Here is a 26,380-nt window from a genome sequence, read left to right on the forward strand (position 1 = left end):
TTTAAAGTAGTACAATAGCGCTACCACAATTGCTAAAAAACGGATATCTGTTATCGCTTTTTGCCAATCTTGGTAGTGGAAAATACTGATTTTCGCATTGCGAAAATCGTTTGCAGGATTTAGGTATAAAAATTATGAACGCCTGAAAGCTGATCCTTGATGGCTTTTCTCTATTTGAAGGCACGTTAAATATTTTACATCAGAACAAAAAGCACTTATAAAAATAAAGAATTGCAAGGCACATATTCAAATTTTACCTATATTGGAAATATGTGAACAGAGATACTCCGTGCGGTTAACTATTTTGTTTCATAAATATATGAAGCTGATTTGTTCATTCGTTTCATGACAGAAATAACCCTCAACCGAGGATATGATACATACCAAAAATCCTTAAACCCGGGCAACTTTGTTATGACAACTTTTCCACTTTTTCCCCAATACTATATTCTTTTCTGTAATTATGAAATAAATTATCTTATCCGGGTAAAAGAATCACTGAAATACATCGAAACAACAAGCTCTTATTTCAAAAGGTTATTATTGCAGCAATATTTTTTTTGTGACTGCATGCGGGATATACTTTTGCGTCCCACGGTATCTGGGAAAAAATTTGTTTCCGATGTTTGCAGAATCTTACGGATTCAAACATGCGTTTTGTGATATGAGAAAATTAGTAACACTTTAGTTTTTTGAAAAATTCCCGTGATAGAAAAAATACCATGTAGCCCCGTCAGGGGCGGTCTGTTTGTAGCGCAATAAAATTCAATAAGGTAAATAGCTCCGTAGGAGCGGCCTGTCCGTATTCAGGCAGACCTGTTTAATATGGATTTACAAGAGACAGGTCGCTCCTAACGGAGCTAATATCTGTTATAATATTCTATTTTGCTACAAACAGGCCACTCCTACGGAGCTTATAGGTAATACATTTTTCAAAAAACTAAAGTGTTACGAAAATTAAGCCTTCACGAATTTGATTTGTTTGATATGTGACTGGGAGAAAAGGAAGTTGCACAATATATTTCATTTCTGGCCACCGCAAAATGTTGCAGCAAACACCAGGAATCAGGCGTTAAATGCCCTTGTTTTCCTCTACAAGCAGGTGCTCTATATGGAATTGGGTATATTCCAGATTTTTTGTAAAAAAGAAAGCCGTTGACTGATATTTTACTTGAATGTGTGTAAATTCATGGAGCGAGCATTCAAAATTATTCATTATAACTTGAACCCACCCCTTACCCTTCCCAAGAGGGGACTCCAAGTATTCTCCTCTTGGGAGGGGCTTGGGGTCAAACCTAAATCCTAACTCGATTTTCTCACAAACAGGTGAATCTCTCCTTCTTCTTCGTTTATCTCTAAAAGCTCATTTCCCGTGCTATTGCACCACGAAACAATGTCTTTTTTAATTCCTTCATCTGTAGCGATTATCTCAAGTATTTTGCCCGGCGCTATTTCGTTCATCTTGCCTGCGGTTTTAAAAATGGGCATCGGACACATAAGTCCGTAACAATCGAGTGTTTCATCCGCTTTCATTGCTATGAATCCTCTCTTTATTATTGCATAAAACACAATGCGTTAATTTGGCCGGAAATCGGGTTCATGGTGGTGATGCTCTTCGTGTGAATGCCCCTTCTTTTTCTCCAGGCCTTTTCCCGTTGTTTTCTTAAGGTAGTCATCGATAGCGGCTTCAATTGCTTCTTCTGCCAATACAGAACAATGCATTTTTGCCGGCGGCAAGCCATCCAATGCTTCTGCGACTGCTTTATTGGTAAGCCGCAACGCTTCGTCAAGCGTTTTTCCTATAATCATTTCTGTAGAAATACTGCTAGTTGCAATAGCCGCCCCGCAGCCGAATGTTTTAAACTTTGCGTCAACTATTACATTATCTTTCACCTTAATGGACATCTTCATGATATCGCCGCATGCAGGGTTTCCCACCTCGCCAACGCCATCTGCCTCAGCAACTTCTCCTACATTACGCGGATTTGCAAAATGATCCATTACCTTTGCGCTATATTGCATATATATACCTCCTTATTATTATTTTCTGTTATTTCTGCTGGTACAATGGGGACATCTGTCTAAGACGTTCCACAATGGGAGGCAATTTTTCAAGGACACATTCAACGTCTTCTTCCGTATTCTCCCTCCCGATACTAAAAAGTACCGTACCCTGAGCCAGCGCAGGGTCTACGCCTGTCGCCATTATTACATGTGACGCCTTCAAAGAGCGTGAAGTGCATGCGGAACCGCTTGAAATTGCAATGCCCTGCATATCCAAAAACAACAGCACTGATTCACCTTCAATAAATTCTATGCACACACTCAGATTTCCCGGAAGCTTGTTTGTCGAATGCCCGTTTATATGGATATGGCTGATTTTTTCCAACAACCCGTCGTGCAGCATATCTCTTAATTTCTGTATCTGTTTTGTTCGTTGCGGCATTTCGCTCTTTGCCAATTCAGCCGCTTTTCCCATGCCAACAATACCGATAACATTTTCCGTTCCAGCCCTTCTGCCGCCTTCCTGCACCCCGCCTTCTATCAAGGGAAGAAGCCTTACCCCTTCTCTCACATAAAGCGCACCTGTTCCTGACGGGCCATAAAATTGGTTTGCAGACATGCTTAACACGTCAACCGCCACATCTGCAACATCTATAGGAATATTTCCTGCCGCGGCAACGGCGTCTGTATGGAAAATAATGTCCTTTGCCTTAACAACCGCCGAAATTTCTCTGATCGGTTCGATTGTCCCGATTTCGCCATTGGCAAACAGTATCGAGACCAATATCGTTGTCGGTTTAATCGCATTTTTTACATCGTCAGGACTTACCAATCCATACTTATCAACCGGCAAACAGGTAATTTCATATCCTGATTTCTCCAGGGATTTCAGGGGATTAAGTACGGAAAAATGTTCTATTGCAGAGGTGATAATATGATTACCTTTCTTTTTGTTTGCGGCAGAAATGCCTTTTATTGCAAAATTATTTGCCTCAGTTCCGCTTGAGGTAAAAATAATTTCGTTTGCTTTTGCGTTAATAAGATTTGCCACACTCTCACGCGCACTTCGTATTGCATCGCTTGTAAATCTTCCAAACTGATGTATATTGGAAGGGTTGCCATACCCTTCTTTTAAAAATGGGATAATTGCATCTATCACCTGTGGATGCATTGGCGTTCCCGCGGTATTATCCATGTAAAGTTTTTTCATTATACCTCCCTTCTTTTCATCCTAAGTTACTTTTTCCAATTTCGCATATGCCAGCATGAGATTCTTTGTTCCGCCGATATTAAAACTCACTTTAACACTTGCCTTCTCATTGCTTCCCTGCATTTCCAGGACCCTTCCGATGCCAAACACAGGATGCCGTACCACCTCGCCATTTAAAAAAGTCCGGACATTTCCGGAGAGAAATACGTCACTTTCTGATAACACATCGCAGGCTTCCACTGCGTCGTTTTCCCATGAATTACTCTTCCCCTGATATTCGTAAGAAAAATGGTTTTCCGTCTTATCCAGCCTATCCATGCAGTCAGCATGTATTTCATCTAAAAACCGGGATGCTACACATGGTATCAATTGACCGTATCTCATCCTCCTTTTTGTGTACGTAAGAAAAAGCCTTTTCATCGCCCGGGTTATGCCCACATAGCACAACCGCCGTTCTTCTTCAATTTCTTCCTCTGAAATCCGCGATTCTGAATGAGGTAATAAACCCTCTTCCATACCGGAAATAAACACGACCGGAAATTCCAGCCCCTTCGCCGTATGCAATGTCATAAGTGTCACCGCTTCCGCCAGGTCTTCAACCGTATCCAAATCGGAAATCAGCGCCACCTCCTCTAAAAAACCCTGTAAAGAACCGTCAGTATGGTTTGCATCATATTCATGGGCAGCATTCACCAATTCTTCCACATTCGCTATGCGGTCCTCAGACTCTTTTTCTTCAGATTTTCTGAGAAAATGGATATACCCTGTTTTGTCAATTATGCTTTTAAGTGTTTTTTCCACTGACGTCTCCGGCATATGGCGCAAGACCATAATTAGTTCATAAAACCTTTTTATTGCCGCGGCAGATTTGCCGGTGACTTCATGAATTGCATCCACAATCCCAATGGCGTTGAATAGTGTTGACTCCCGGCTCTCAGCCCATTCTTTTATTTTCTTAACTGTAGTAGTTCCAATACCGCGGGCCGGCGTATTAATCGCACGTTCTAACGCCGAGTCATCGCATGGATTTACGCATAATCTAATATACGCCAGTATATCTTTTATCTCCTTTCGCCGGTAAAATTCGACGCCGCCAACTATTACATAGGGAATCCCGGCATTTCTGAGTGCTATTTCCAGCGTCCTGGATTGGGCATTGGTACGATAAAACAGGGCTATCTCCGTATATTTTATTCCATTTCCGCGCAGCGCCCTGATTGTTTTTGCGATTTCTTCCGCCTCGCTATGTTCATTCTCGCAATGTATTGTCTTTATCTTTTCCCCATGTTCATTTTCCGTCCAGATTTCTTTCTGCTTCCTGTACTTATTTTTTTGAATAACACTCGATGCCGCCAGCAGGATGTTCTTTGTCGAACGGTAATTTTGCTCCAGTAGCACGACCCTGGCGTCGGGATAGTCTTTTTCAAAATCCATTATGTTTCTTAAATCCGCACCGCGCCAGCCGTAAATCGACTGGTCAGGGTCTCCTGTCACACAAATATTTTTGTATTTCTGTGCAAGCAGCCGTGAGATAGCATATTGAACAAAATTAGTATCCTGATATTCATCGATGAGGATATATTTAAACCGTTCCTGATATGAAGACAATACATCCGGGCGTATTTTTAAAAGTTCAACCGTCTTTATGAGAAGGTCATCAAAGTCCAGAGCATTGCCGGATTTTAGCATGGTATCATATTTTTTATAAATTTTTGCAACCATTTGGTGATAAATATCTGACGCTGTTGCAGCGAATCGTTCATGGTCGATAAGTTTGTTCTTGGCATTGCTGATGGAACTTATAATACTCCTCGGCTTCCAGTGGGCGGTATCAATCTCTAAATCGGCCATGATGGATTTAATCCTGTTCAATTGATCCACCGTATCGTAAATGGTAAAATCTTTTGAATAACCAAGCAATTCTATATCTTTTCTTAAAATTCTTGAGCACATCTTGTGGAATGTGGAGACCCACATTCCTTTATGAGAGGAAAATTTTTTCACCCTTTCAGCCATTTCATTTGCCGCCTTATTGGTAAATGTTATGGCCAATATATTGTATGGGGAAATACCTTCCGACATTAAATAGCCGATACGCCGTGTGATTACCCGTGTTTTTCCGCTACCCGCGCCCGCAACAATCAAAAGAGGACCGTCAATATGGGTAATCGCTTCACGCTGTTTGTCCGTAACATCTTCTAAAAATTTCATTTGTATTTTTCCGCAATTAAACTTGCTATCGCCTTTTTATCGTCTAAAACGAGTTCCCGGTAATAAATAATCTTAAAATCCATGAAAAAATACAGCAGCTCATTCGGTTTTAATAAATATTCTTTGTTCTTAGGCCCGTCAAAACCGCGTTCAGCATTCTCAACAGTAAAGGTCTCGTACATGATCATTCCCCCGACCTTGAGAGAGTCCTTTATTTGAGGAATGAGATCCCTTTGTAAGTAGTAAAAACAGGTTATTGCATCATAGGAATTTTTGGGCAATTTATAGTCTTTCAAATCCGCTACAAATGCATTAATGCGGACATTGTTTTCTTTTGCCAGATTTTTTGCCTTTTCAATGGCGACGGCAGAAACATCGCAGCAGTCCACCTCGAACCCGTTTTTTGCCAAAAAAACGGCATTGCGGCCTTCGCCCGTTGCAACATCCAATGCTTTTCCTTTGGGTAAAAGACTAATATGTTCCTTTAAAAATGCGGTAGGCTCCCTGCCAAAAATATATTCCTCCGTCTTATATCTGCTATCCCAAAACAATTTATCCTGGTCACCTGCAAATAATACAGTTACACATATTAAAAAAAACATTATAAACAAAAAACCAAGATAAAAACTATTATATTTTATGATCTTCAGCATTTTTGGATGCATTCGGGGATGGGTTTTAAGAAATTTATTTGCGGTTTATCTGTAGAAAATACTTACAGGGAAAATTTGTTGGGTTTTTGTCTTTTGAATCCACAACTGATTTAAATATGAACTATGAATGTTCCGTTTTCTGTTTTGTCTGTGATCTTTGACGGAAATAAAATTTAAGAGGAATTTCCGGGAATGCCAGTTTGCGGCGAAGCTGATTACCAAGGTATCGTTCATAATTATTATCAAAAAGTGTGGGGTCATTTACAAATATTACAAATGTAGGGGGGGCGACACTTATTTGAGTACAGTAATATATCCTCGGTGTTTTTGACTTTCTTTGCCCGGGACGTTGCAACTTCAGGGCATCTTCTACCACCTTATTTAACTCCGACGTTGAAACCCTTGTATTGGCCTGCTCATAAAGATCCATCGCAAGGTGAATCATCTCGGCAACGTGATCGTTGTTTTTGGCGCTAATAAATGAAATAGGGACAAATGAAAGACCCGGCAGGCTTTTATTTATATACTCATGATATTCTTCTGTTTCAATGCCCTTAACCAAATCCCATTTGTTAATAACGATCACACATGGTTTTCTTTCCAGGTCGATGTACGCCCCTAACTTCTTATCTACATCTGAGATTTTGAGGGTTGCATCAATCAGGAACAATACCACATCTGCCCGCCGGATAGACCTTTCCGCACGAGCCATGCTGTAAAATTCGATAGAATCTTTTACCTGGCTTTTTTTGCGTACACCGGCGGTATCTATTGCTAAAAACTGTTTATTATCCATTTCAAATTTCACGTCAATTGAATCCCTTGTCGTTCCAGGCACCTCGCTTACAATGACACGTTGCTTTCTGGCAAGGGTATTAATTAAAGTGGATTTTCCCGCATTTCGCTTCCCTACTATTGCCATTTTCATAATAGGTACGGAATCTGTATTGTCGTAAGGTTCCTGGAGAGGAAAAAGAGAAATGATTTTGTCAAGCAAGTCCGACCTGCCATATCCTTCTATTGCAGAAACCGGGTGTGGTTCTCCAAAACCCAGTTCGTTAAATTCGCCCATTGAATGCTCAAATTTCGGTGTATCGACCTTATTTGCGATAAGGATTACTTCCTTTTTTACATGCCGTAATCTTTCTGCGACAATTCTATCTAAAGGCGTGACGCCTTTGCGTACATCAACAACAAAAAGAACAACATCCGCCGCCGCAAGCGCTACTTCTATCTGCATCTCAATATCTTCTGTAAGGCCGTCTGAATCTGTTATCCCCATGCCGCCAGTATCAACCAACTCAAACACACAATCCTTATGGCGTATTTCGGTTGATACCCGGTCTCTGGTTACACCGGAGGTAGGTTCAACAATAGATATTCTCCGTCGGGAAAAACAATTAAACAACGCAGATTTTCCCACGTTTGGCCTTCCGACAATTACTGCTACCGGTATCTGCATTTTTACCTCAAATTGATTGCTATTAAATTAGGTTTGGTTTTAAAAGACCTGTCACAATTATTTATTGTGTCACGGCTCCATCAAACAGTGTGGAAGGAAATGCATTTGATGCTCTGCATGAATTGAATTGGCAAGGCAATACGATTATTCCTTAAATTGGTCACTCCGGACATCATCATTGTGTGTATTTTCGGAAAGTTTCTTTATATCATCATTTTTAATATCAGTCGTCAGTTCATTCCGGCTGTTATTTTCCAAATACACATCGGTAACATTGGTACTATCTATTTCTTTTCTCAATAAAAAATAAATAACTGTTTTCGCGGAAAATACATAGTTAATAAAAAAATTCCATACGGCCAATTTAATACAAAAGATATAAACAATCAACATGCCCGCAAGGAATTTCAGAGACCACCCGGCAAGAACAGATGCCACTGCCTTTGATTCGTCAGCAGGCTTCATGCAAAAGCCTAAACATGCAATATTATATCGTTGCAGTATATATGCTTTAACGGTATAAAATTTTTCTCCCATCCCAAATCCTACCGTACAGAAAGACAGATGAATCACCAGCCATGCAAAAAAAGCAACTATTGAAACGCAAATAATGCCATATACTATATATATTCCACAATACCCCAAAAACCGTTTTGGTCTTGAAATTACATAACTGTATGCACGGCTTACCGCGTCAAATGCATCCGACCCTTCAGCGCTAATGGTAGGGTACATAAAACACATACCCAATACACCTATTATCCCGACTAACACCATCAATAAGCCGGCAACAAAGGCAAAGGGAAACCCTAAAGCAACCACACATTCCCCCAATACCGGTATCCTTCCTATTAAACCGCCAATTACATTGCATATTCCGAAAAAAAACACCCCTATAAAAGGAATCATTGGCGACCAAAAAAATGACCAGAATTTTTTTCTGGCAAATATAACAGCATCTATTAACCTAACATTTTCATCCCTCGCATAATCCAGTGCAGCTATTCTGGTAATTGCACCGCCAAAAAATGACCATATTGCCAGGAGTCCCAGAGCAATTGTTATAAAGAATATAAATCCGCCCACACTGAACATCGCTGCGGCAGATGAAAAATTTGCTCCATGTATGGGGCAATTATCCCGCATCGGGGATAAAATAATTTTCGTAAAAAAGAACGGTGATAAATTTATTATTTTTAGTGCAGAAAAAAAAGATGCCGCCGTCATACACCAGGCTAAACTGATAAGAAGGCCTGCATACCCGAGAAACATCATCTTAGGATCAAATGCCATTTTAAAAGCAACAAAAATATCGCGCCAGCTATGTACGTGTGTCTTTGTTTTAACCATCCATTTCCTCTCCCTTTTCATATATACATGTTGACCCGTCACTCCCCATCGGCTCCCCTATACAGTAACTCTCATCCAACCAGGCACCAAAATCAACCAATTTGCACCTGTTGCTGCAAAAAGGGAAATAGGGCAAATCCTTAATCACCTGGTAAAAGAGTATTTTTCTGCAATTCGGACAATTAATTTTCTGCATGCGTTTTTTCTGTCTTTTTCTCTTGTTTTTTATCCTTTGTTTCCGGCTTTGCTATTTCTGATTCTTTTTTTGCACTGGATTTATATTCTTCGCTCCGGTAATCCGTCTGGTAAAATCCTGAACCTTTAAAAATTATTGCCCCACCCGTCCCAATAATTCTTTCCACAGAAAAACGACCACAGGAAGGACATTCCTTCACCGGATCTGATTTTATAGATTGAAACATTTCAAATTTATGACTACATTCATTACATCTGTATTCGTATGTTGGCATATATCATACTTAATTTTTACAGCAGCACAAAAGAGCCGCAATACAATTAAGTTGTACCTCCTTTCAATAAAAAATATTATGATACCTGTTTCATTTTTTCAATAAACTTCTTTTGTCTGGAAGAAATATTATTTTTTTCCAGCTCGGCGAATTCTTTTAACAATTCTTCCTGACGCGAAGAAATCTTCGTTGGTGTTTCAACTACCACCTGAACCAGCAAATTACCTTTGCCATGCCTGTGTATATTAGGAAACCCTTCACCTTTAATAGGGATAATCTCGTTATTTTGTATGCCCTTAGGCACTTTCACCTGAATAATATTGCCAGACAATGTCGGGACATCAATTTTGCAGCCTAATGCCGCCTGTGCAAAACTAATGGGGACTTCACACAATACATCGTTTCCATGCCTCTGAAAGATTGGATGGGGCGTGACGTGGACATCACAATACAAATCACCGGAAGATGCTCCATTCTCTCCTGGTTCGCCCTGTCCCACCAGTCTCAGTCTTGTGCCATCTTCTACCCCTGCCGGGATCTTTACCGATATTGTCGCCCTTCTTGGATATCGTTTTGTTCCGCCGCATTTTCTGCATGGCGATTCGATAATTTTGCCAGTGCCACGGCATTTAGGACATGTAGTGCGCAATGTGAAGAACCCTTGCGATTGTTGCACCTGTCCCTTCCCTCCGCAGTAAGGACACGTAACCGGAGAAGTACCTTCCTTAGCGCCAGTACCACGGCAAGCATCGCATATTTCCCTTCGCATAAGTTCGATCTTTTTCTCTACGCCGGTAGCAACTTCTTTAAACCCCATCTCGATATCACATTTTAAACTTGCCCCTCTTTTACCGGCTTCTCCACCGCCTCTTCCCTTGCCAAAAAATTCATCGAAAATACTTCCGCCACCAAATATATCTCCAAACGCATCAAAGATATCCTCATAGGAGCTGTAACCACGAGTGCCTGTGGCCTTCAGGCCTTCTTCTCCGTATTGATCATATAATTTCTTCTTTTCGGCGTCACTCAATACTCCATATGCTTCCGCCGCTTCTTTAAACATTTGTTCAGATTCTTTATTACCGGGATTTCTATCGGGGTGATATTTCATCGCCAGTTGTCGATACGCTTTTTTTATTTCATCGCTGCCCGCGTTCCTGCTTACTCCCAATATTTGATAGTAATCTCGTCCCATAAGTATTTTATTTTTCGAATTTTATCTCTAATTATTTAAAAAGTACCAAAAAAATTATAGTGCATAGAACAGAATAAAATCAAGGAAGTTTTAAAACACCCATTCTGCCGTCAGTACGGCCTTAAAACATTGTCCACCTTTTGAAAGGTCTTTGCAATCACAGGGTATTAGTAACTATTCAGCGTATTTATTAAACTACCGGAGATCAGAGCACAACTCGTTCCCAAACAGATACTTCACTATGTTCAGTATAAGGTTTGGGAACGAGCCGTGTATCGTTTACGCTGAATAGTTACGGGTATTAAGCCCTGTAGCGGCAATTCATTAATTGCCGCTACAGAACGTCACCACTATTTCCTCGTGTTCCTAATAGTTTTTCCTGCTTTGACATGGTCATTTTAAATCACCTGCGAAGGAGTATCTGATTTTTATGACAGTGTGGTGGTGTGTACAAAAGCAAAAAGGCTACATGTAGCAGCCTTTTCACTTTAATAATGAGTAGTAGTTCTGAAATTATTTTAATGAATGCTGCCATTTATAATTTTTTCATCCTCATCCTCTTTATATTCCGTCACCATAGTCTCAGTTGTCAGCAATAAACCGGCGACACTTGCCGAATTTTGCAATGCCACTCTCGATACTTTCGCAGGATCAACAATACCCGCCACGAACATATCAACATACTCGCCAGTATTGGCATTATAGCCCATATTTGCGGAAAGCCCCTTCACTTCCTCAAAAACCACCGAACCGTCTGCCCCGGTATTATTCGCAATTTGCCGTAAGGGAGCTTCCAGCACTTTTGCAATTAAATCCATACCGATCTTCTCATCGCCGTTAGCATTTTTACTTGCCTCTTTCAGTGCAGGTATCGTACGTATGTAAGCGATGCCTCCCCCTGGTACAATACCTTCCTCAACAGCAGCCCTGGTTGCATGTAAAGCATCTTCCACGCGTGCCTTTTTCTCATTCATCTCGACTTCGGTTGCCGCCCCAACGTGTATTACCGCAACCCCGCCAGCCAGCTTCGCAAGCCTCTCGCTGAGTTTTTCTTTATCATAGTTTGACGTTGTCTGTTCAATCTGATTTTTGATTTGCCGGATCCTGGCCTGAATGTTTTCTTTCGTAGCCGCACCTTCGATTATTGTCGTGTTATCTTTATTTATGGTAATCCTCTTTGCCACTCCAAGATCTTCTATCCCGATATTCTCCAGCTTTAATCCCAAATCTTCGGTAATTGCCTTTCCGTTCGTCAATATTGCGATATCTTCCAGCATAGCCTTTCTGCGGTCGCCAAACCCTGGAGCCTTAACCGCCGCACAGCTTAATACACCGCGCAGCTTATTCACAACGAGAGTTGCCAGCGCTTCACCTTCAACATCCTCGGAAATTATCAAAAATGGTTTTCCGCTACCTGCAATCTTTTCCAACAAGGGCAGGAGATCTCTCATGCTGGATATCTTCTTCTCGTGAATTAATATATATGCATTTTCCAGCACCACTTCCATATTTTGAGCATCTGTTATGAAGTAAGGAGAGAGATACCCCTTATCAAACTGCATACCTTCAACAATTTCTAAAGTAGTCTCTATCCCCTTCGCCTCTTCAACCGTAATCACGCCGTCTTTCCCTACCTTATCCATCGCGTCTGCAAGAAGATTTCCAATAGAAGCATCATTGTTTGCAGAAATTGTACCCACTTGCGCAATCTCTGCGCGTCCTTTTATGGGGATGCTTAACTGTTTCAGTTCTGCGACCACAACGTCCACCGCCTTGTCAATACCCCTTTTGAGCGCCATAGGGTTAGCGCCTGCGGTGACATACTTCATCCCCTCATTGAAAATTGCCTCTGCCAGAATGGTCGCAGTAGTCGTACCATCGCCTGCAATATCACTGGTTTTTGACGCCACTTCACATACCATTTTAGCGCCCATATTTTCAAAGGGATTTTTTAATTCAACCTCTTTTGCGACAGTTACACCATCCTTTGTAACAGAGGGGGCGCCAAAACCCTTTTCCAGTATCACATTCCTTCCGGTAGGCCCCATAGTTACCCGAACGACGTCTGCTAATTGTCTTATCCCCTTTCGAAGCGACCCCCTGGCAATTTCATCATAAATCAACTGCTTTGCTGCCATGTTATAACCTCCAAGAAATTACAATTTAATTATTTGCCATTGCTCAAGCTTAGTTAACTTTCGCCAAAATGTCGCTTTCTCTCATAATCAAATATTCTTTGCCGTCAACCGTAACCTCTGTTCCTGCGTATTTTCCGTATAAAACCACATCGCCCACCTTTACCAATAAATCTGCTCTTTTACCATTTTCCAATAATTTTCCTTCGCCAACTGCTATTATTTTTCCTTTTATTGGTTTTTCTTTTGCTGTCTCAGGTAAAACGATACCACCCTTTGTTTTTTCCTCAGCTTCCATAGGCTGAACAACTACCCTGTCATCTAACGGTTTAATGTTTGCCATACTCTTTTATTTACCTCCTTAGCAATAAATTGATTGAAAAAATCTTTTTCCCTAAAACTTTTATATACTCTTTTTAACGAACCTGACGGCTACATCATTCCCATGCCGCCCATACCACCCATACCACCCATACCACCCATACCACCCATACCGCCCATGCCACCCATACCGCCAGGCATACCAGATGGCATGCCTTCGCCTTCTTTCTTAGGGATATCGGTAATAATGCATTCGGTGGTCAATAATATTCCGGCAATGCTTATGGCATTCTGGAGAGCGCTTCTCGTCACCTTCGTAGGGTCGATTACGCCGGCCTCTATCATATTGCAGTAATCTCCCTTGTCTGCATCATAGCCATACATAGAATCACGGGCGTCTAGTATTTTCTTTACAATTACAGACCCTTCAAGCCCGGCATTTTTAAATATTTGTTTTGCCGGAGAGGAAAGAGCCTTTTTTACAATATCAACGCCCATTGCCTCATCACCATCCAGTTTAAGCTTTTCTAAAACTTCAATGGTATTGAGGAGAGCAACACCGCCGCCTGGCAAAATACCTTCTTCAACAGCAGCCCGCGTAGCATGCAACGCGTCTTCAACCCGTGCCTTCTTTTCTTTCATCTCACTTTCCGTGGCGGCTCCCACCAAAATCTGAGCAATGCCGCCCGCAAGCTTCGCCAAACGTTCCTGCAGCTTTTCCCTGTCATAATCCGAGGTTGTTGTTTCTATCTCGTTTCTTATCTGATTGATCCTGCCGGATATGGCGTCAGAGCTGCCGGCGCCCTGCACAATCGTAGTGTTATCACTGTCGATAGTGACTTTTTTAGCGCGCCCCAAATCGCGAATATCAATATTTTCCAACTGAATTCCAAGATCTTTAAATATGGCCTTCCCGCCGGTAAGGGTTGCAATATCATCCAACATAGCCTTCCTGCGGTCTCCGTAACCCGGCGCTTTTACTGCTGCACAACTTATAGTGCCACGAAGTTTATTAACAACAAGGGTTGCCAATGCCTCCCCTTCCACATCTTCCGCTATAATTAAAAGAGGAACTCCCGTTTTCGCCAATTTTTCCAGCAGTGGCACAAGCCCCTTAATCGTCGATACCTTATCCTCGAATACCAGAATATAGGGATCCTTTAATTCCACCTCCATAGTATCCTGATTTGTTACAAAATGCGGGGAAAGGTAGCCACGGTCAAACTGCATGCCTTCCACTACTTCCACGCGTGTATCAAGACCTTTTCCTTCTTCGACGGTGATCACACCATCTTTCCCAACCTTATCCATTGCATCGGCAATCATTTTACCAACTTCTTTATCGTTATTTGCCGCAATGGAGCCGATATTAGCAATATCATTTTGGTTCTGAACCTTTTTGCTCATTTCTTTTAATTTGCTTACCACCTTTTCCTGGGCCTTGCGCATCCCCCTGTTGAGCGCCATTGGGTCTGCGCCGGACGTCACGCACTTTAGTCCTTCCAAAAATATTGCCTCAGCCAGAACCGTGGCAGTTGTGGTGCCATCCCCGGCCACATCACTTGTCTTTGAAGCAGCCTCCCTCACCAACCGGGCGCCTGTATTTTCATAAGGGTCTATCAGCTCCGTCTCATCTGCTACCGTTACTCCATCTTTAGTTACGGTTGGGCTCCCGTACCCCTTATCCAACACAGCATTTCTGCCCCTTGGCCCCAAAGTCACCTTAACTGCCCTTGCGAGTTTTGTCACCCCTCTGGCAATCGCGGCTCTTGCCTCATCACTAAAGGCCAATTGCTTCGCCATCAAGTACCTCCTTTCAAAATTCCGGATAGAGATTATACTACGCTCATGATAGTATCATAAAACTTACTAACCCAACAGTAACGAGCAAAACACATGCCTCAGCCAAATTGTTGTTAATAATATGCCTTAACCAGCACAAATATTAAGTTTTACACCTTGCGGAACAATATAGTTATAGCCATTGAATATGCCATAGTGACAGAATTAAAAAACCGCCATCTATCGCAACTGTCAGTATGGCAGAGTTTTCATTTCCTCAAAAAATCCTTATGACAAAGACGAGAGGCTTAACCAAATAAAATTAAGGAAATTTGCTCTAAAAACAAGATACAATTGTTTTTTCTATTTATACTATTGACTTTCAAAATAAATTTTGACATATAGTGAAAGCATATCAGATATTGACCGCGTTTCATTAATACTCTTCTATAATAATTTTGTATAAAAACACTGTAAAGCACCCTCTTAAATGAAAACAAAAGCCTCATACCTTTTAAGACCAGAAGAAATCATGGATGGCTTAAAGACAAAAATTGTCGGAAGTGAAATTATTTATCATGAAAAAATCACTTCCACAATGGATGCAGCAAGGGAACTTATACAAACAGATTTTAAAAACGGCACTACCATTTTTGCCGAAGAACAGACGAACGGCAGGGGCCGTTCAAACCATATTTGGTTTTGCCCAAAATACAAGGGCTTGCTCCTTACCATTCTGCTCAAATATACTATGAAACCTGACAATTTATGCCTGTTAATAGGCACTATAGCGGTGGCAATAACGGAAATGGTTCGTGAATCCTTCCTATTACAAGCGGAAATCAAATGGCCAAACGACCTGTTAATCGGAGGAAAGAAATGGGGGGGGGTACTGGTAACTATGGAAAAGAATCACAAAAAACAACCCATATTTTTAATAGGGATCGGCATAAATATCAACACAACAGAAACCGAATTGCCGAAAAAAACGAGTATACTTCCAACATCAATTGCAATAGAAAAAAAAGAATACGTTAACCGTATATCTTTCGCCAGAACACTGCTCCAATATATCGATAAGTGGTATTTAATTCTTCGGGATGAACACTTTAAATATATTACTGAAAAGTGGAAAGAATATTGTGTAACTGTGGGGAAAGATCTGATAATCACTGACAATGGAAAGGAATATTCCGGCAAAGTAATCGGAATATCCTACAACGGCGGGTTAATGTTAAAATTACAGAATGGAGGTACGAAAATATTCCGGGGTGAGCACGCTACAATAAAAAGCTGAAAACAGCATGCAAGGTATTAAGCATATATTTTTCAGAAACAAAATATCATATCCTTTTGCCCTTTACAAAAAAACTGTCCGCATTTTCCCACTATTATCTTAAACGCAATGCCCTCTCTATTGCATATATTTTTGCCTCCAGTCTATTTGTGCGCTTCGAGAAGTCCGTATACACAAAATATCCCAGAATAAGCAACAACACCGTGTATGCAACGATAAGATACGTAGAAAACTGTACTCCAGAACCAGTAGCCGGTAATTTATTTACCCTTGACGGCATGCCCATGCCTGTCTTTGCTGCACCATAGCCTGAGGAAGGTGGTTCTGTTTTTTGAAACCTATTTGCTGCGCCAGGCGTTGCAATCGCCTCGTTACTCGGTGAAATGGTAGTTGCAGCTTTTTTAGATATTTCTTCATACAAACGGTCGATTACGACCTTTGGCTTCGGGGGAGGCTCATTACTGCCGGTGATAACATTAAAAACCCTTTCTGCCTGATTACCCTTTGAAATACTATTATCTTCATCCCCCTTCAGCAATGGGAAAGATTGTTGTTTTGCAGCATTCTGCACTTTTTGTTGTTTGTTTTCTACCACGTTTTTATCTCCCTCTTTGACACCTTCAGGCAACGGCGACTTCCTTTCCCGTTCCAAATTCATCCATGCCAGGGGATCATGTCCGAGTACATTTTTCTTTTTCATCTTTTACCTCGAAATTTTCGGTGTAATAACCGCAACCCTCATGCACAATATAATGCTATAAAGGAAGGATCGCTTTTACCGGAAAATGAACAAATCTTCTTCTGCAAAAATAAATCTGCACTATTGAAAATCAGCTCTAAAACAAACTATCGAGAGGTTTAAACACACGGATAATACTATTTCTTAGCGTCTATGATTGTTTTCCCTTTTTATCACCTCTTTTGCAAGAGACATATAATCTTCGGATCCATGTGAATCGGGTGCATAGGTAATAACCGGCTTTCCATGGCTGGGAGATTCCGAAAGTTTAATATTTTTTCTTACAATCGTGTCAAAAACTTTCTCGTCAAAATATTCTCTAATTTTTTCCACCACCTCGTTACAAAGCCGTGCGCGACTTGAATACATACAAAGAATGACGCCGGTAATCTCCAGATTGTGATTTAATCGTTTTTTCACAATCTCATACGTATCAAGTAATTTTCTTACTCCCTGCAACGCAAAAAATTCAGTTTGTACGGGAATGAACAATTCATTCACAAACGTCATAACATTGATTGTCAATAACCCAAGCGAGGGGGGGCAATCAATAAGCACATAATCATACGCATTTATTGAGTCCCCCAAATATTCTTTCAGAACGGTTTCTCTTCCAACAATACCTACCAATTCAATCTCCGCCCCAGAGAGGTCTATCGTAGAGGGTATAATATCAAGGCCAATATTTGCCGTGTGCAAAATCACCTCCGAAGGACTGCAATTCCCCATGATTAAACTATACACCGAATTTTGTAAATTATGAATGTCCACCCCAAGATGCACGCTTAAATTAGCCTGAGGATCCATGTCGATAGCCAGCACCTTCCTCCCTAATGCCGCAAGACATGCGCTCAGGTTCGCAGTTGTAGTAGTTTTCCCTACCCCCCCCTTCTGATTGAGCAATGCAATACTTCTCATTTTGTATACCCTCCTTTTACAGGTTGGTTGTGTAATTTATTAATTACTACTACTGTTTAAATATTTTTCCGTGGAACAAAAAAGGTGTATTATTTGTATTTCACTTAAAAAACAAAACTCTCCTTATTTTTCGTAAAGGTTTCTGATTGTTTATGAGTAATGTACCGATAAATTTGTATTTTAGTAAGCAGCTAATATAACCTGTAATACAACAAATAGTTATATCAAAATGCCGATACCAGTGACTTAGATCATGACAATACCTTTGTTTCTTGTACATATAACAGCAACCCCTGATTTGAGAATAAGTTAACTATACAAAAATCGTTTTATATTTGCAACTAAACTTTTCCATCCAGGTCTTCCGCTTTTTCAATTATTTACTGACAACAGTATCGAACTATTTCAAAATAATGAATCTTCATGTCATATTTTGCACGTATTAAATACGTTTATAAAACGCCCGCAAACCTTTGTTGCTCTCACTGGTAATAAATTCCATATCCTTTTTCAAACAGTTAATTTACATTGATAATGCCACTTATTTTCCTTGAAAATCACGCATGTTTCATTTACCCTATTGAGATTAGATCTCCAAAATTTTTTTTACTGCCAAATGAAATATGAAAGTTGCTTACCCTATATTATGTAGTTTATTTTGTTTTTGTTCGGTTCTTGGATGCGGCAAAGAAGATCCCAAATACGCAAACATAGGGACGCTTTATGCTCCGGCAAATTACGCCGTTAAAAATGCTCAGACCGACACAAACAAAGCAAATCCCACCCGGCAAAACATCGGTGCAAAATTAAAACAAATGAGCAAAGACGAGATTTTTCAATTCGCCCTTGCATGTGGAAATCAGGGAAACTACTCAGAAGCGCTTGCCGCATATAACGAAATACTGGAAAACGATACCCGCTATCCCAGGATTTATTATTACCTTGGCTTGTTATATCGTGACATGGGGTTGCAGGACGAGGCAATATGCGCCTTTCAAACAGACCTTGCCCAGAATCCAGGCTCGCCGGAAACACATTACAACCTGGGGTATGCTTATCAAAGCAAAGGACTGTACAGTGATGCGACAAATGAATATAAACAATCGTTGCACCTTATTCCGGCAAATAAAACCCTGCAAAGGGCAAATATTCATTATAATCTTGGCGATGTTTATTTTTCATCAGGTGCAATTGATGAAGCCATTGATGAATACAAAAAAGCATTAGGGTTTAAACCGGAAGATAAGGCGCTCCAAAAAAAACTAGTTCTCGCATACCGTGCTAAAGGGCTGGACAAAAAAGGAAAGTGATGAATTTACTATTTCCCGTGAGTCTGTGCGAAACCGGCAAATTAGTCAATACAGCAGGAGCTACTAATGATGAAAGAAATAAAGAACAGACTCGAGTTATTGGAATTAGATTTAAAGAATTTAGAGAAAACATTAAAAAATGAAGGAGGCCCTTACGGCACAACGGAAGACTGGCTTCACGTTTTACATAAGTCCAGAAAAATAGAAGAATTTGCCATCACACAAATGGCACTCTTAAAATACATGGAAAAGCAGGATCATTCCGACTAGTTGCGCTTATTCATAGGGGAAACATTTGCAAGGCACGACCATTGTTCATCATGGCGCCGGACATTAAGCGACCGACACCTGAGTGTAAATTCATATAACAACGTAGCATCCACACATTGCAATACCAAATCTCAATTAAAGAATTTTTCCGCAAAATTGACACGCCTTTCCAATTCCCTTAGTGAGCAGAAGGTGCACCATGACCTGAAGGCATATTGCCGCCAGCTTCATATTTTTTGTATTCAGCAAATTCCATTTCTGCTTCTTTACTCATACCCTTCAACAAATAAACAACACCAAGATAATTGTGCGCATTCCCCAGGTTTGGATTGAGCTCAAGAGCCTTTTTATGAGCGGCAACGGCTTCATCCAATCTCTTTTGTTTACAATAAATCAAGCCCATTTCATTATAGACTATAGCGAGATTCGGGTCCAGTGATAATGCCTTCAGTTGCGCATCAATTGCATCCTCATATTGCAAATTCATCCGGTACACAACCCCCAAACTAAAATATAACATTGTATTGTAGGGATCAAACTCAATAGCTTTTCTATAAATGCGGCCGGCTTTATCAAACTCACCCTGCGTATAATACGCCTTTCCCAGTTTTTCGTATGCCGCCACCATTGCCGGGTCTAACTCTATCGCTTTTTCCCATGCCGCAATTGATACGTCAAATTGCCCTTTTTTAATATTGTCCAATCCATAATTATAATATTGTTCCGCGGTCATATTTTCAGGAATTTTGACTATCTTTTTTTCTTCCTGCGATGCAGCATAACCTTCAACAACATTACCCGCATCCTTTGCCTCAATATTATCCGGGGATTGAGGCTTGCCGCATCCGTAGAAAACAAAAAGCATCAGGACACAGGGAACTACTTTATTCAAATTATTTATAATCACTTTCATTGACTTTACTATCTCCACATTAAAATGAACGAACTGACTGTAAAAAGGTATCTTTTTTCATTCTATCAGCAATCCCAATGGATTCAAGGCAAATTACTTCATACGCATTTTTTTTACACTTTTACAAAATGAAACATCCATGACCCAACCAGGGCATAGCCAGTACCAAACAAGCACGATATACGAAACAAGTTTTAAAATACAAAATCCCAATAAAAAAACCGGTTTTAAACATTTGAAAATTTTTCCCCGTTAGATAATGTACCATTGAATTTTATACAACGGAGTGAATTTAGAATTTGTTGCGTATTTCGTATCTCACCATTAAATATTTTGCCAAAAAATGCTTAAAACCGAAGCCCCCGTCCCTTCTTCTTTTGATTATATGATTGTTTTTTTTTCTTTTATTTTATATATTTTGACTAGAAACTTTACTGTATGTATATGATGTGCAAGGGATGCAGATAAAGAAACCCGTTTGTACAATACTCAAAACAAACCGGTCTTTTATTTTAAAATGAATACACTGAAATTCAATTTATTCCATAGAAATTATTGATGCAATACAAACCATACGCCATTTCATGGAACACAACCTATCGTTGTAATTTACAATGCGACCATTGTTATCTCGACGCCAATGCATTAACCAAAAAATCTCCCTATGAACTTGATACAAAAGAGGGGTTCAAACTTATCGATCAAATGGCGGAGCTCAACCCCAATCTTTTACTCATTTTGACAGGAGGAGAACCGCTTTTGAGAAATGACATTTATGATTTATCGCATTACGCATCTAAAAAAGGCATGATGGTAGTATTGGGAACAAATGGAAACGTAATCGACGATGATAAAGCAAAAAGGTTAAAGCTATGCGGGGTCTCAGGGGTAGGCATCAGCCTCGATTCTATTCACCCGGAAAAACACGATACCTTTCGGGGAATAACCGGCGCATGGGATGATACTCTCAATGGAATAGAAGCGTGCCGCCGTCAGGGAATAGGATTTCAAATACAAACTACTGTTACACGGGATAACATTACGGAGATTTCCGATATTATCGACTTTTCCTATAAACTCGGCGCTAAGGTGTTCAACTTGTTTTTTTTGATATGCACCGGCAAAGGGCAGGATTTAACCGATATCACACCGGAACAGTACGATCAAACATTGCGGCAACTGTACACCCTTCATGAAAAATATAAGGGAAAGATGATGGTTGGTGCAAAATGCGCCCCGCACTACCGAAGAATTGTATATGAACATGACAATAATTCGCCGCTGATAAGAACATATGCCGGTGGATGTCCTGCGGGAACACATTACTGCAGAATAACCCCTGAAGGAAACGTCACCCCTTGCCCATACATACCCGACATTAGCGGAAACGTCAGAGAAAAAAGTTTTGTTGATATATGGAACAACAATGCCGGATTTCAAACTTTACGGCATGCTGATTTAAACGGGAGATGCGGAATATGTGAATTTAAAGAAATTTGCAAAGGATGCCGGGCCCGCGCCCTTACCGCAACAGACAACCAAATGGATGAAGATCCCTGGTGTAATTATATTCCTGGAAAGTCGGGCAGCAAAGTAATACAACTGAAACCTTCTGAAACCTTTGGCACGGAAGAATGTTTTACCATGGACTGGAGCCATGAAGCACACGCCATCCTGAAACAAATACCTTCTTTCGGAAGAGGAATGATTATAAAAAATGTGGAACGTTTTGCAGCGCAAAATAATTATCAGGAAATAACGCTCTGGGTTATGAGGGCAGCGCGGGAAGAAATGATGTCGAACAATAAAACAGCATTCCCGGACGCTGCCACAACAAAACCCGTATCTGAACATCCCGAAGATATTGTACCGGAAAATCCTGAAAATAATGAAATACCATGGTCTGAAGAAGCAAAGAAACGCGTTTTAAACGCGCCGGATTTTGTACGTCCGGGAATTTACAAACTTATGCAAAAAAAAGCGATGCAGCACGGTTACCACGAAATCAGATCTCAATTCCTTTCTGCGATACGAGACGAATCAATGATGCTTGCATCGCAACGCATTAAAAACATCGGTTTTGATGAACTTCGTATGGAAGCGTGGGACAAAGCAAAGCAAAAATTTACCGGTTCCCATAAAAAAGAAGTTGTTGATAAAATCAAGGCATTTCTTAATGAACGCACTATCAAAAATGACGGCATTATTAAAAAATTTCAGGCATATTTAAACAACTCTGCCATTAATAAAAAGACATTGCGAACAGCACCTGTATGGACAGAAGACGCCGAAATCCGCCTGAAAAGAATTCCAGTGTTCATTCGCAGCAAGGCAAAGAAATCAATTGAAGATTTTGCTCTAAAAATAGGGGTAAAAGAAATTACCAATGAAATAATTGACCAACACTTGAAAAACATTCCTTCTTTTATAAGAAAAAAATCCCAATAGAAAACAACTTCTAAATAATTTCGGCCTCAAATTACGTTTTACAAACATGACATTTTAGCATTATTTTAGCGCGTGGCGTATGGAGAACTTACTGCAACAGTTATTGAAACATTATTCGCACCTGAAAAACTACTGCTCCGCAATAGCTCATAATTTTCATTTTTTTTCTTTTACTTCCATAAAGCAAAAAATTATTTTCTCTTCAATCCTTCTTTCCACCTTTCCCATCTTTATTACGATAGTATATATTTATCCAAAGGAAGAACATGCTTTGCGTGATGCTTTAATCCAAAACCTCGACAGTATCGGCCATAAACAGGCGGAACTTATCGAAAAATGGATTGAAGAACGAAAGGCGGACATCTGGTTGATTGCCGAAAATCCTAACGTCCCCGGCGTAATCTATAAATCTGAAGGCAGCGAAAATTTTTACCGGCTGCTACACCATCTAAAATACACGAGAGACACTTACCGTTATAAAGAAATCTTTATTTGTGACAGAAACGGAGATTTAAAGATTACCACCTCAACCGGGAAAGTTATTACCAATGTGTCCGGCTTTGAATTCTTTAAACAGGCAATAATAGGTACTACCTATGTATCACCAATAGTTCCTTCTGTAATTCCCATCATAAACGAATATGGTAGTTTGGAGCAAGGCATGCCAACGCTGTTTATTACTACCCCGGTAATATATGAACGTAAGATTATCGGCGTCGTGTGTCTGCGAATCGATGTCATGGAAATCAATAAACTCATGAGAAGTGTTCGTCTTGGAAAAACAGGAGAGACATATCTCATTAACAAAGAAGGGTATATGATCTCTGAATCAAAGTTTTTAAGTTCTCTCAAAGACTTCGGACTGGTAAAACAAAGAACAACCCTTGAATTAAAATTAATCGCCCCCTTTACCGGCAATTTTACAAAAGGCGTTGCGGAATGTTTAAAAGGCGGTTCCGGATACGATGCAAATGGCTATATCGATTACCGGGGAAAAACCGTTCTGGGGTTCTGGCAATGGTTGCCAGAACTGGAATGGGGAATTATTGCAGAAATCGACAAAGATGAATGGTATGTGTCTGTCAAAAAATTACATAGAATAACCTTCTCGATTTTGTTTTTACTCACGTTGGCCGTTGTATCTTTTGCATTCGTCTTCGGGAAAAAAATCTCAGAGCCTATTGTATATCTTACCGATGTGACAAAAAGCATCTCTGAAGGCGACTTCAGCAAACGCGTTAACATCTCCGCAAAAGACGAGATAGGTGAATTATCAAAATTCTTCAACAAAATGGCGGACTTTGTCGAAGAAAAAACACACGCACTGGAAGAATACACTTCCAATCTGGAGAAAATCATAGAAGAGCGCACAAAGGACCTGACACAAATAAACAAAGAACTTGAAAAACAAAGCCATGATCTGGAAAAAGCATACAAAGAATTACTCACCCTCGATCAAATGAAAGACAAAATGATTCGGGACGTGTCTCATGAATTAAAGTCTCCTGTTGCACAAGTACAAATGGCCATAGATTTATGGACGAATGAGATTAAAAAAGATAGTCTCGACCGTTCAAAAGAAGAAAGATTCGAACAAATTATCCACAGCAGTTTGCAACGGTTAAGGAAAACGATTGAAAGTATACTCGATTTATCCGTCCTTGAATCAGGCCGCTTCGTCTTTAAAAAAGAACCCATACAAATGGAAGAAATTATTCATCAAACTGTTATGGGCATGAAGCTTCTGGCGAAAAAAAAGGGGTTGACATTAACATATCATTCTTCAGGAAATTTACCTGTGACCATTGGCGACAAAAACGAGATTTCGCGTGTACTTATTAATCTGATCGATAATGCAATAAAATATACGGAGAGCGGCAGTATTAATATTTATGGGAAATGCAAAGGTTCTTATCTGGAAATATCCGTTGAAGACACCGGGATGGGTATTGGGCTTCCCAAAGAAGAATATTCTAAACTGTTTGAAAGATTTTTCCAGGAACATCCCACTATGTATGGTTCCGGGGTGGGGCTTGCACTATGCAAAAATATTGTCGAGGCACACAAAGGAAGGATTTGGGTTGATTGCGAAGGCATTGGAAAAGGAGCTTCTTTCAAATTTACACTACCGGTGGCGCCGTCCGAAAATTCCTAAACAAGGCACTATTTCATTAAAAAGGAGCGATACTTGAGTAAAAAAATACTTATTGTTGAAGACGAGCAGGAGTTTTTCTTTTTTTACGAAATGATGCTTGAAGATACTGATTACACCATCGTTCACGCCCTTGACGGGAAACAGGCATTGGAAATGATAGAAACAGAGAAACCGGATCTCATCATTCTCGACTTATTGCTTGATAAATTGCCCGGCGATGAATTCCTCAAACAACTAAAATCCAGTCCACCATACAAAGACATCCCTGTTATTGTTGCCAGCAGTTTTTCTCCCCACTCGAATAAAACAATATTTGAGATCGACCCTGATGTATCATATCTGGAAAAACCATTCACTCAGGAACGATTAATGGAGGTTATTAAAAGAAAAATAGAATAACACATGAAAAAAACTTTCTTGCCGCTCCTTTTTTGTCTCATACACTTCTTCTTTTTCCCTGGTTGCCAACCAGCCCGGCAAACGTATCCGACAAGTCAATATGCATACAATGAGAGCGAAATGTCTCTTCTCAGGGATATTAAAGACAACTGTCTTGATATGCCGTTTGACCGCGCATGCCTTATCGCTTCGGGCGTACATAGTGATAAAAAGATTCAGGCGTATCAGAAAAAAATCGACCTTCTTATTTCACGAATTACAAAAGAAACTGACGTCAATAACATTGATAATCCTATTGAAAAAGCCAAAATAATCTTTGCCTGGCTAAAAGAGTATGCGTGCGAAGGAATATACAGGGATTGCTACGATTTCAAGGACACTCTCAATATAAAGGTCGGGAATTGTCTTTCCTATGCAATACGATTTACCATTCTATGCCGGCATTTTGACATTGACGTAAAAAATATTTTTGTTCCCGGCCATATTTATAATATGGTTTCTGATAATACTCATGAATATTTATTTGAACACACGCACAGCGATGGGATTGTTAAAAAGAAGGACAGGTATCATCCCAAAAAGAAGATCATGAAGGATATCGGACTTGTGGGAGAGATTTTCTTGTACAATGCCCGGAATCACAATATTAACGGGGATTTTGACGCATCAATCAGATTTTGCGAACAGGCAATGATGTGTATTCCAGATGATAATCGTCCGATGATCCTGCTTATCGATAACTACGTTGCAAAAAAGGAGTATGAACTTGCCTTTCTCCATCTGGACAAATATCTTGAGCAATATCCTGCCGAAAGAAAATTTTTCAATAAAACACACCTCCTTTTAAAAAGTTTATGCGATAAAAAAAACACTCAGCAAACAGTCTATTAACCCGGAATCGCCCGATAAAGGAATGACCACCTATTGGCAAAATCAGAAAAAACATCCCCGGTGGCAGGATTATCAGATTTGCAAACGGGAGTGATTATGGTAGAGTAAAAATGTACCAGCTGGCAAAGTAAAATAGTACCACTCGCAGAGAAAAGCTATCTTATAAGGAATTGAGTAAGAATAATTCTTTATAAGGAGCAAAAGGATGGTACATATGCAAGCAGTGCAAATTATGAAGAGGCTAAAA

Annotated in this window: 23 protein-coding genes; 7 read left to right on the forward strand and 16 right to left on the reverse strand. The window is 40.2% G+C overall.

All coding sequences use genetic code 11. From position 1 onward, the window contains the following. Positions 1-1,302: 1,302 nt before the first annotated feature. From QZT26_RS07810 to groL (QZT26_RS07870), 13 genes are all read right to left on the reverse strand, one after another. Positions 1,303-1,533: a sulfurtransferase TusA family protein gene (locus QZT26_RS07810; RefSeq protein ID WP_099325159.1), complete on the reverse strand. Its 231-nt coding sequence runs from the start codon at positions 1,531-1,533 to the stop codon at positions 1,303-1,305. A 42-nt stretch (positions 1,534-1,575) separates the two neighbouring features. Next, positions 1,576-2,022 carry a Fe-S cluster assembly scaffold protein NifU gene (gene nifU, locus QZT26_RS07815; protein ID WP_099325158.1) on the reverse strand — a complete coding sequence of 149 codons (447 nt, stop codon included), beginning with the start codon at positions 2,020-2,022 and terminating at the stop codon, positions 1,576-1,578. Positions 2,023-2,050: 28 nt separating this feature from the next. Further along, positions 2,051-3,214, reverse strand: a complete 1,164-nt coding sequence (locus QZT26_RS07820; RefSeq protein ID WP_295101512.1) for an IscS subfamily cysteine desulfurase — start codon at positions 3,212-3,214, stop codon at positions 2,051-2,053. Positions 3,215-3,235: 21 nt separating this feature from the next. Continuing rightward, positions 3,236-5,425: a UvrD-helicase domain-containing protein gene (locus tag QZT26_RS07825; protein ID WP_164994371.1), complete on the reverse strand. Its 2,190-nt coding sequence runs from the start codon at positions 5,423-5,425 to the stop codon at positions 3,236-3,238. Beyond that, on the reverse strand, positions 5,422-6,078 hold the full coding sequence (locus QZT26_RS07830) for a class I SAM-dependent methyltransferase (RefSeq protein ID WP_099327026.1): 657 nt from the start codon (positions 6,076-6,078) through the stop codon (positions 5,422-5,424). Before QZT26_RS07830 ends, QZT26_RS07825 begins: the two co-directional genes overlap by 4 nt. A gap of 121 nt (positions 6,079-6,199) precedes the next feature. After that, the gene (gene der, locus QZT26_RS07835) at positions 6,200-7,540 is read right to left on the reverse strand and encodes a ribosome biogenesis GTPase Der (RefSeq protein ID WP_295101515.1); all 1,341 of its coding nucleotides are present in this window, start codon (positions 7,538-7,540) and stop codon (positions 6,200-6,202) included. Positions 7,541-7,684: 144 nt separating this feature from the next. Next, the gene (locus QZT26_RS07840; protein ID WP_099325154.1) at positions 7,685-8,890 is read right to left on the reverse strand and encodes a hypothetical protein; all 1,206 of its coding nucleotides are present in this window, start codon (positions 8,888-8,890) and stop codon (positions 7,685-7,687) included. Further along, positions 8,883-9,086 (reverse strand): DNA gyrase inhibitor YacG, encoded by a 204-nt coding sequence (gene yacG, locus QZT26_RS07845; protein WP_099325153.1) that lies wholly within the window; start codon positions 9,084-9,086, stop codon positions 8,883-8,885. The genes QZT26_RS07840 and yacG overlap by 8 nt, the downstream gene beginning before the upstream one ends. Further along, positions 9,073-9,360: a zinc ribbon domain-containing protein gene (locus QZT26_RS07850; protein WP_099325152.1), complete on the reverse strand. Its 288-nt coding sequence runs from the start codon at positions 9,358-9,360 to the stop codon at positions 9,073-9,075. Before QZT26_RS07850 ends, yacG begins: the two co-directional genes overlap by 14 nt. A 76-nt stretch (positions 9,361-9,436) precedes the next feature. Further along, positions 9,437-10,555, reverse strand: coding sequence for a molecular chaperone DnaJ (dnaJ, locus tag QZT26_RS07855; protein WP_295101519.1), 1,119 nt, complete (start codon positions 10,553-10,555; stop codon positions 9,437-9,439). A 518-nt stretch (positions 10,556-11,073) separates the two neighbouring features. Beyond that, a complete protein-coding gene (gene groL, locus QZT26_RS07860; protein ID WP_099325150.1) occupies positions 11,074-12,693 on the reverse strand; it encodes a chaperonin GroEL in 1,620 nt (539 codons plus the stop codon). Between the two features lie 49 nt (positions 12,694-12,742). Further along, complete coding sequence (gene groES, locus QZT26_RS07865; protein ID WP_099325149.1) at positions 12,743-13,033, reverse strand: co-chaperone GroES; 291 nt, start codon at positions 13,031-13,033, stop codon at positions 12,743-12,745. Positions 13,034-13,122: 89 nt separating this feature from the next. Next, entirely contained in the window at positions 13,123-14,817 is a 1,695-nt protein-coding gene (gene groL / locus QZT26_RS07870; protein WP_230405717.1) for a chaperonin GroEL, read from the reverse strand. Between the two features lie 466 nt (positions 14,818-15,283). Here groL (QZT26_RS07870) and QZT26_RS07875 point away from each other — a divergent pair, with 466 nt between their 5' ends. Beyond that, a complete protein-coding gene (locus tag QZT26_RS07875) occupies positions 15,284-16,090 on the forward strand; it encodes a biotin--[acetyl-CoA-carboxylase] ligase (protein ID WP_099325147.1) in 807 nt (268 codons plus the stop codon). 94 nt (positions 16,091-16,184) lie between these two features. Here the strand turns inward: QZT26_RS07875 and QZT26_RS07880 are convergent, their stop codons facing one another. Then, positions 16,185-16,790, reverse strand: a complete 606-nt coding sequence (locus QZT26_RS07880; protein ID WP_099325146.1) for a hypothetical protein — start codon at positions 16,788-16,790, stop codon at positions 16,185-16,187. A gap of 183 nt (positions 16,791-16,973) precedes the next feature. Beyond that, the gene (locus QZT26_RS07885; protein ID WP_099325145.1) at positions 16,974-17,747 is read right to left on the reverse strand and encodes an AAA family ATPase; all 774 of its coding nucleotides are present in this window, start codon (positions 17,745-17,747) and stop codon (positions 16,974-16,976) included. Positions 17,748-18,370: 623 nt separating this feature from the next. On the opposite strand from QZT26_RS07885, the gene QZT26_RS07890 reads away from it, so the two are divergent. Together QZT26_RS07890 and QZT26_RS07895 are read left to right on the forward strand one after the other, a co-directional pair. Beyond that, positions 18,371-19,057, forward strand: coding sequence for a tetratricopeptide repeat protein (locus QZT26_RS07890; RefSeq protein ID WP_099325143.1), 687 nt, complete (start codon positions 18,371-18,373; stop codon positions 19,055-19,057). Positions 19,058-19,123: 66 nt separating this feature from the next. Continuing rightward, a complete protein-coding gene (locus QZT26_RS07895) occupies positions 19,124-19,327 on the forward strand; it encodes a hypothetical protein (protein ID WP_099325142.1) in 204 nt (67 codons plus the stop codon). A 178-nt stretch (positions 19,328-19,505) separates the two neighbouring features. Here the strand turns inward: QZT26_RS07895 and QZT26_RS07900 are convergent, their stop codons facing one another. Beyond that, positions 19,506-20,240, reverse strand: a complete 735-nt coding sequence (locus tag QZT26_RS07900; protein ID WP_099325141.1) for a tetratricopeptide repeat protein — start codon at positions 20,238-20,240, stop codon at positions 19,506-19,508. A 558-nt stretch (positions 20,241-20,798) separates the two neighbouring features. On the opposite strand from QZT26_RS07900, the gene QZT26_RS07905 reads away from it, so the two are divergent. The 4 genes from QZT26_RS07905 (at position 20,799) to QZT26_RS07920 (ending at position 26,133) form a co-directional block, all read left to right on the forward strand. Continuing rightward, positions 20,799-22,688 carry a radical SAM protein gene (locus tag QZT26_RS07905; protein WP_295101524.1) on the forward strand — a complete coding sequence of 630 codons (1,890 nt, stop codon included), beginning with the start codon at positions 20,799-20,801 and terminating at the stop codon, positions 22,686-22,688. 79 nt (positions 22,689-22,767) lie between these two features. Further along, positions 22,768-24,843 (forward strand): ATP-binding protein, encoded by a 2,076-nt coding sequence (locus QZT26_RS07910; protein WP_295101525.1) that lies wholly within the window; start codon positions 22,768-22,770, stop codon positions 24,841-24,843. A gap of 33 nt (positions 24,844-24,876) precedes the next feature. Then, positions 24,877-25,242 (forward strand): response regulator, encoded by a 366-nt coding sequence (locus QZT26_RS07915; protein ID WP_099325138.1) that lies wholly within the window; start codon positions 24,877-24,879, stop codon positions 25,240-25,242. A 120-nt stretch (positions 25,243-25,362) separates the two neighbouring features. Next, positions 25,363-26,133, forward strand: coding sequence for a transglutaminase-like domain-containing protein (locus tag QZT26_RS07920; protein ID WP_295101527.1), 771 nt, complete (start codon positions 25,363-25,365; stop codon positions 26,131-26,133). The last annotated feature ends 247 nt before the right edge of the window (positions 26,134-26,380 follow it).

This window comes from uncultured Candidatus Kuenenia sp. (assembly GCF_900696675.1).
GTDB lineage: Bacteria > Planctomycetota > Brocadiia > Brocadiales > Brocadiaceae > Kuenenia > Kuenenia stuttgartiensis_A.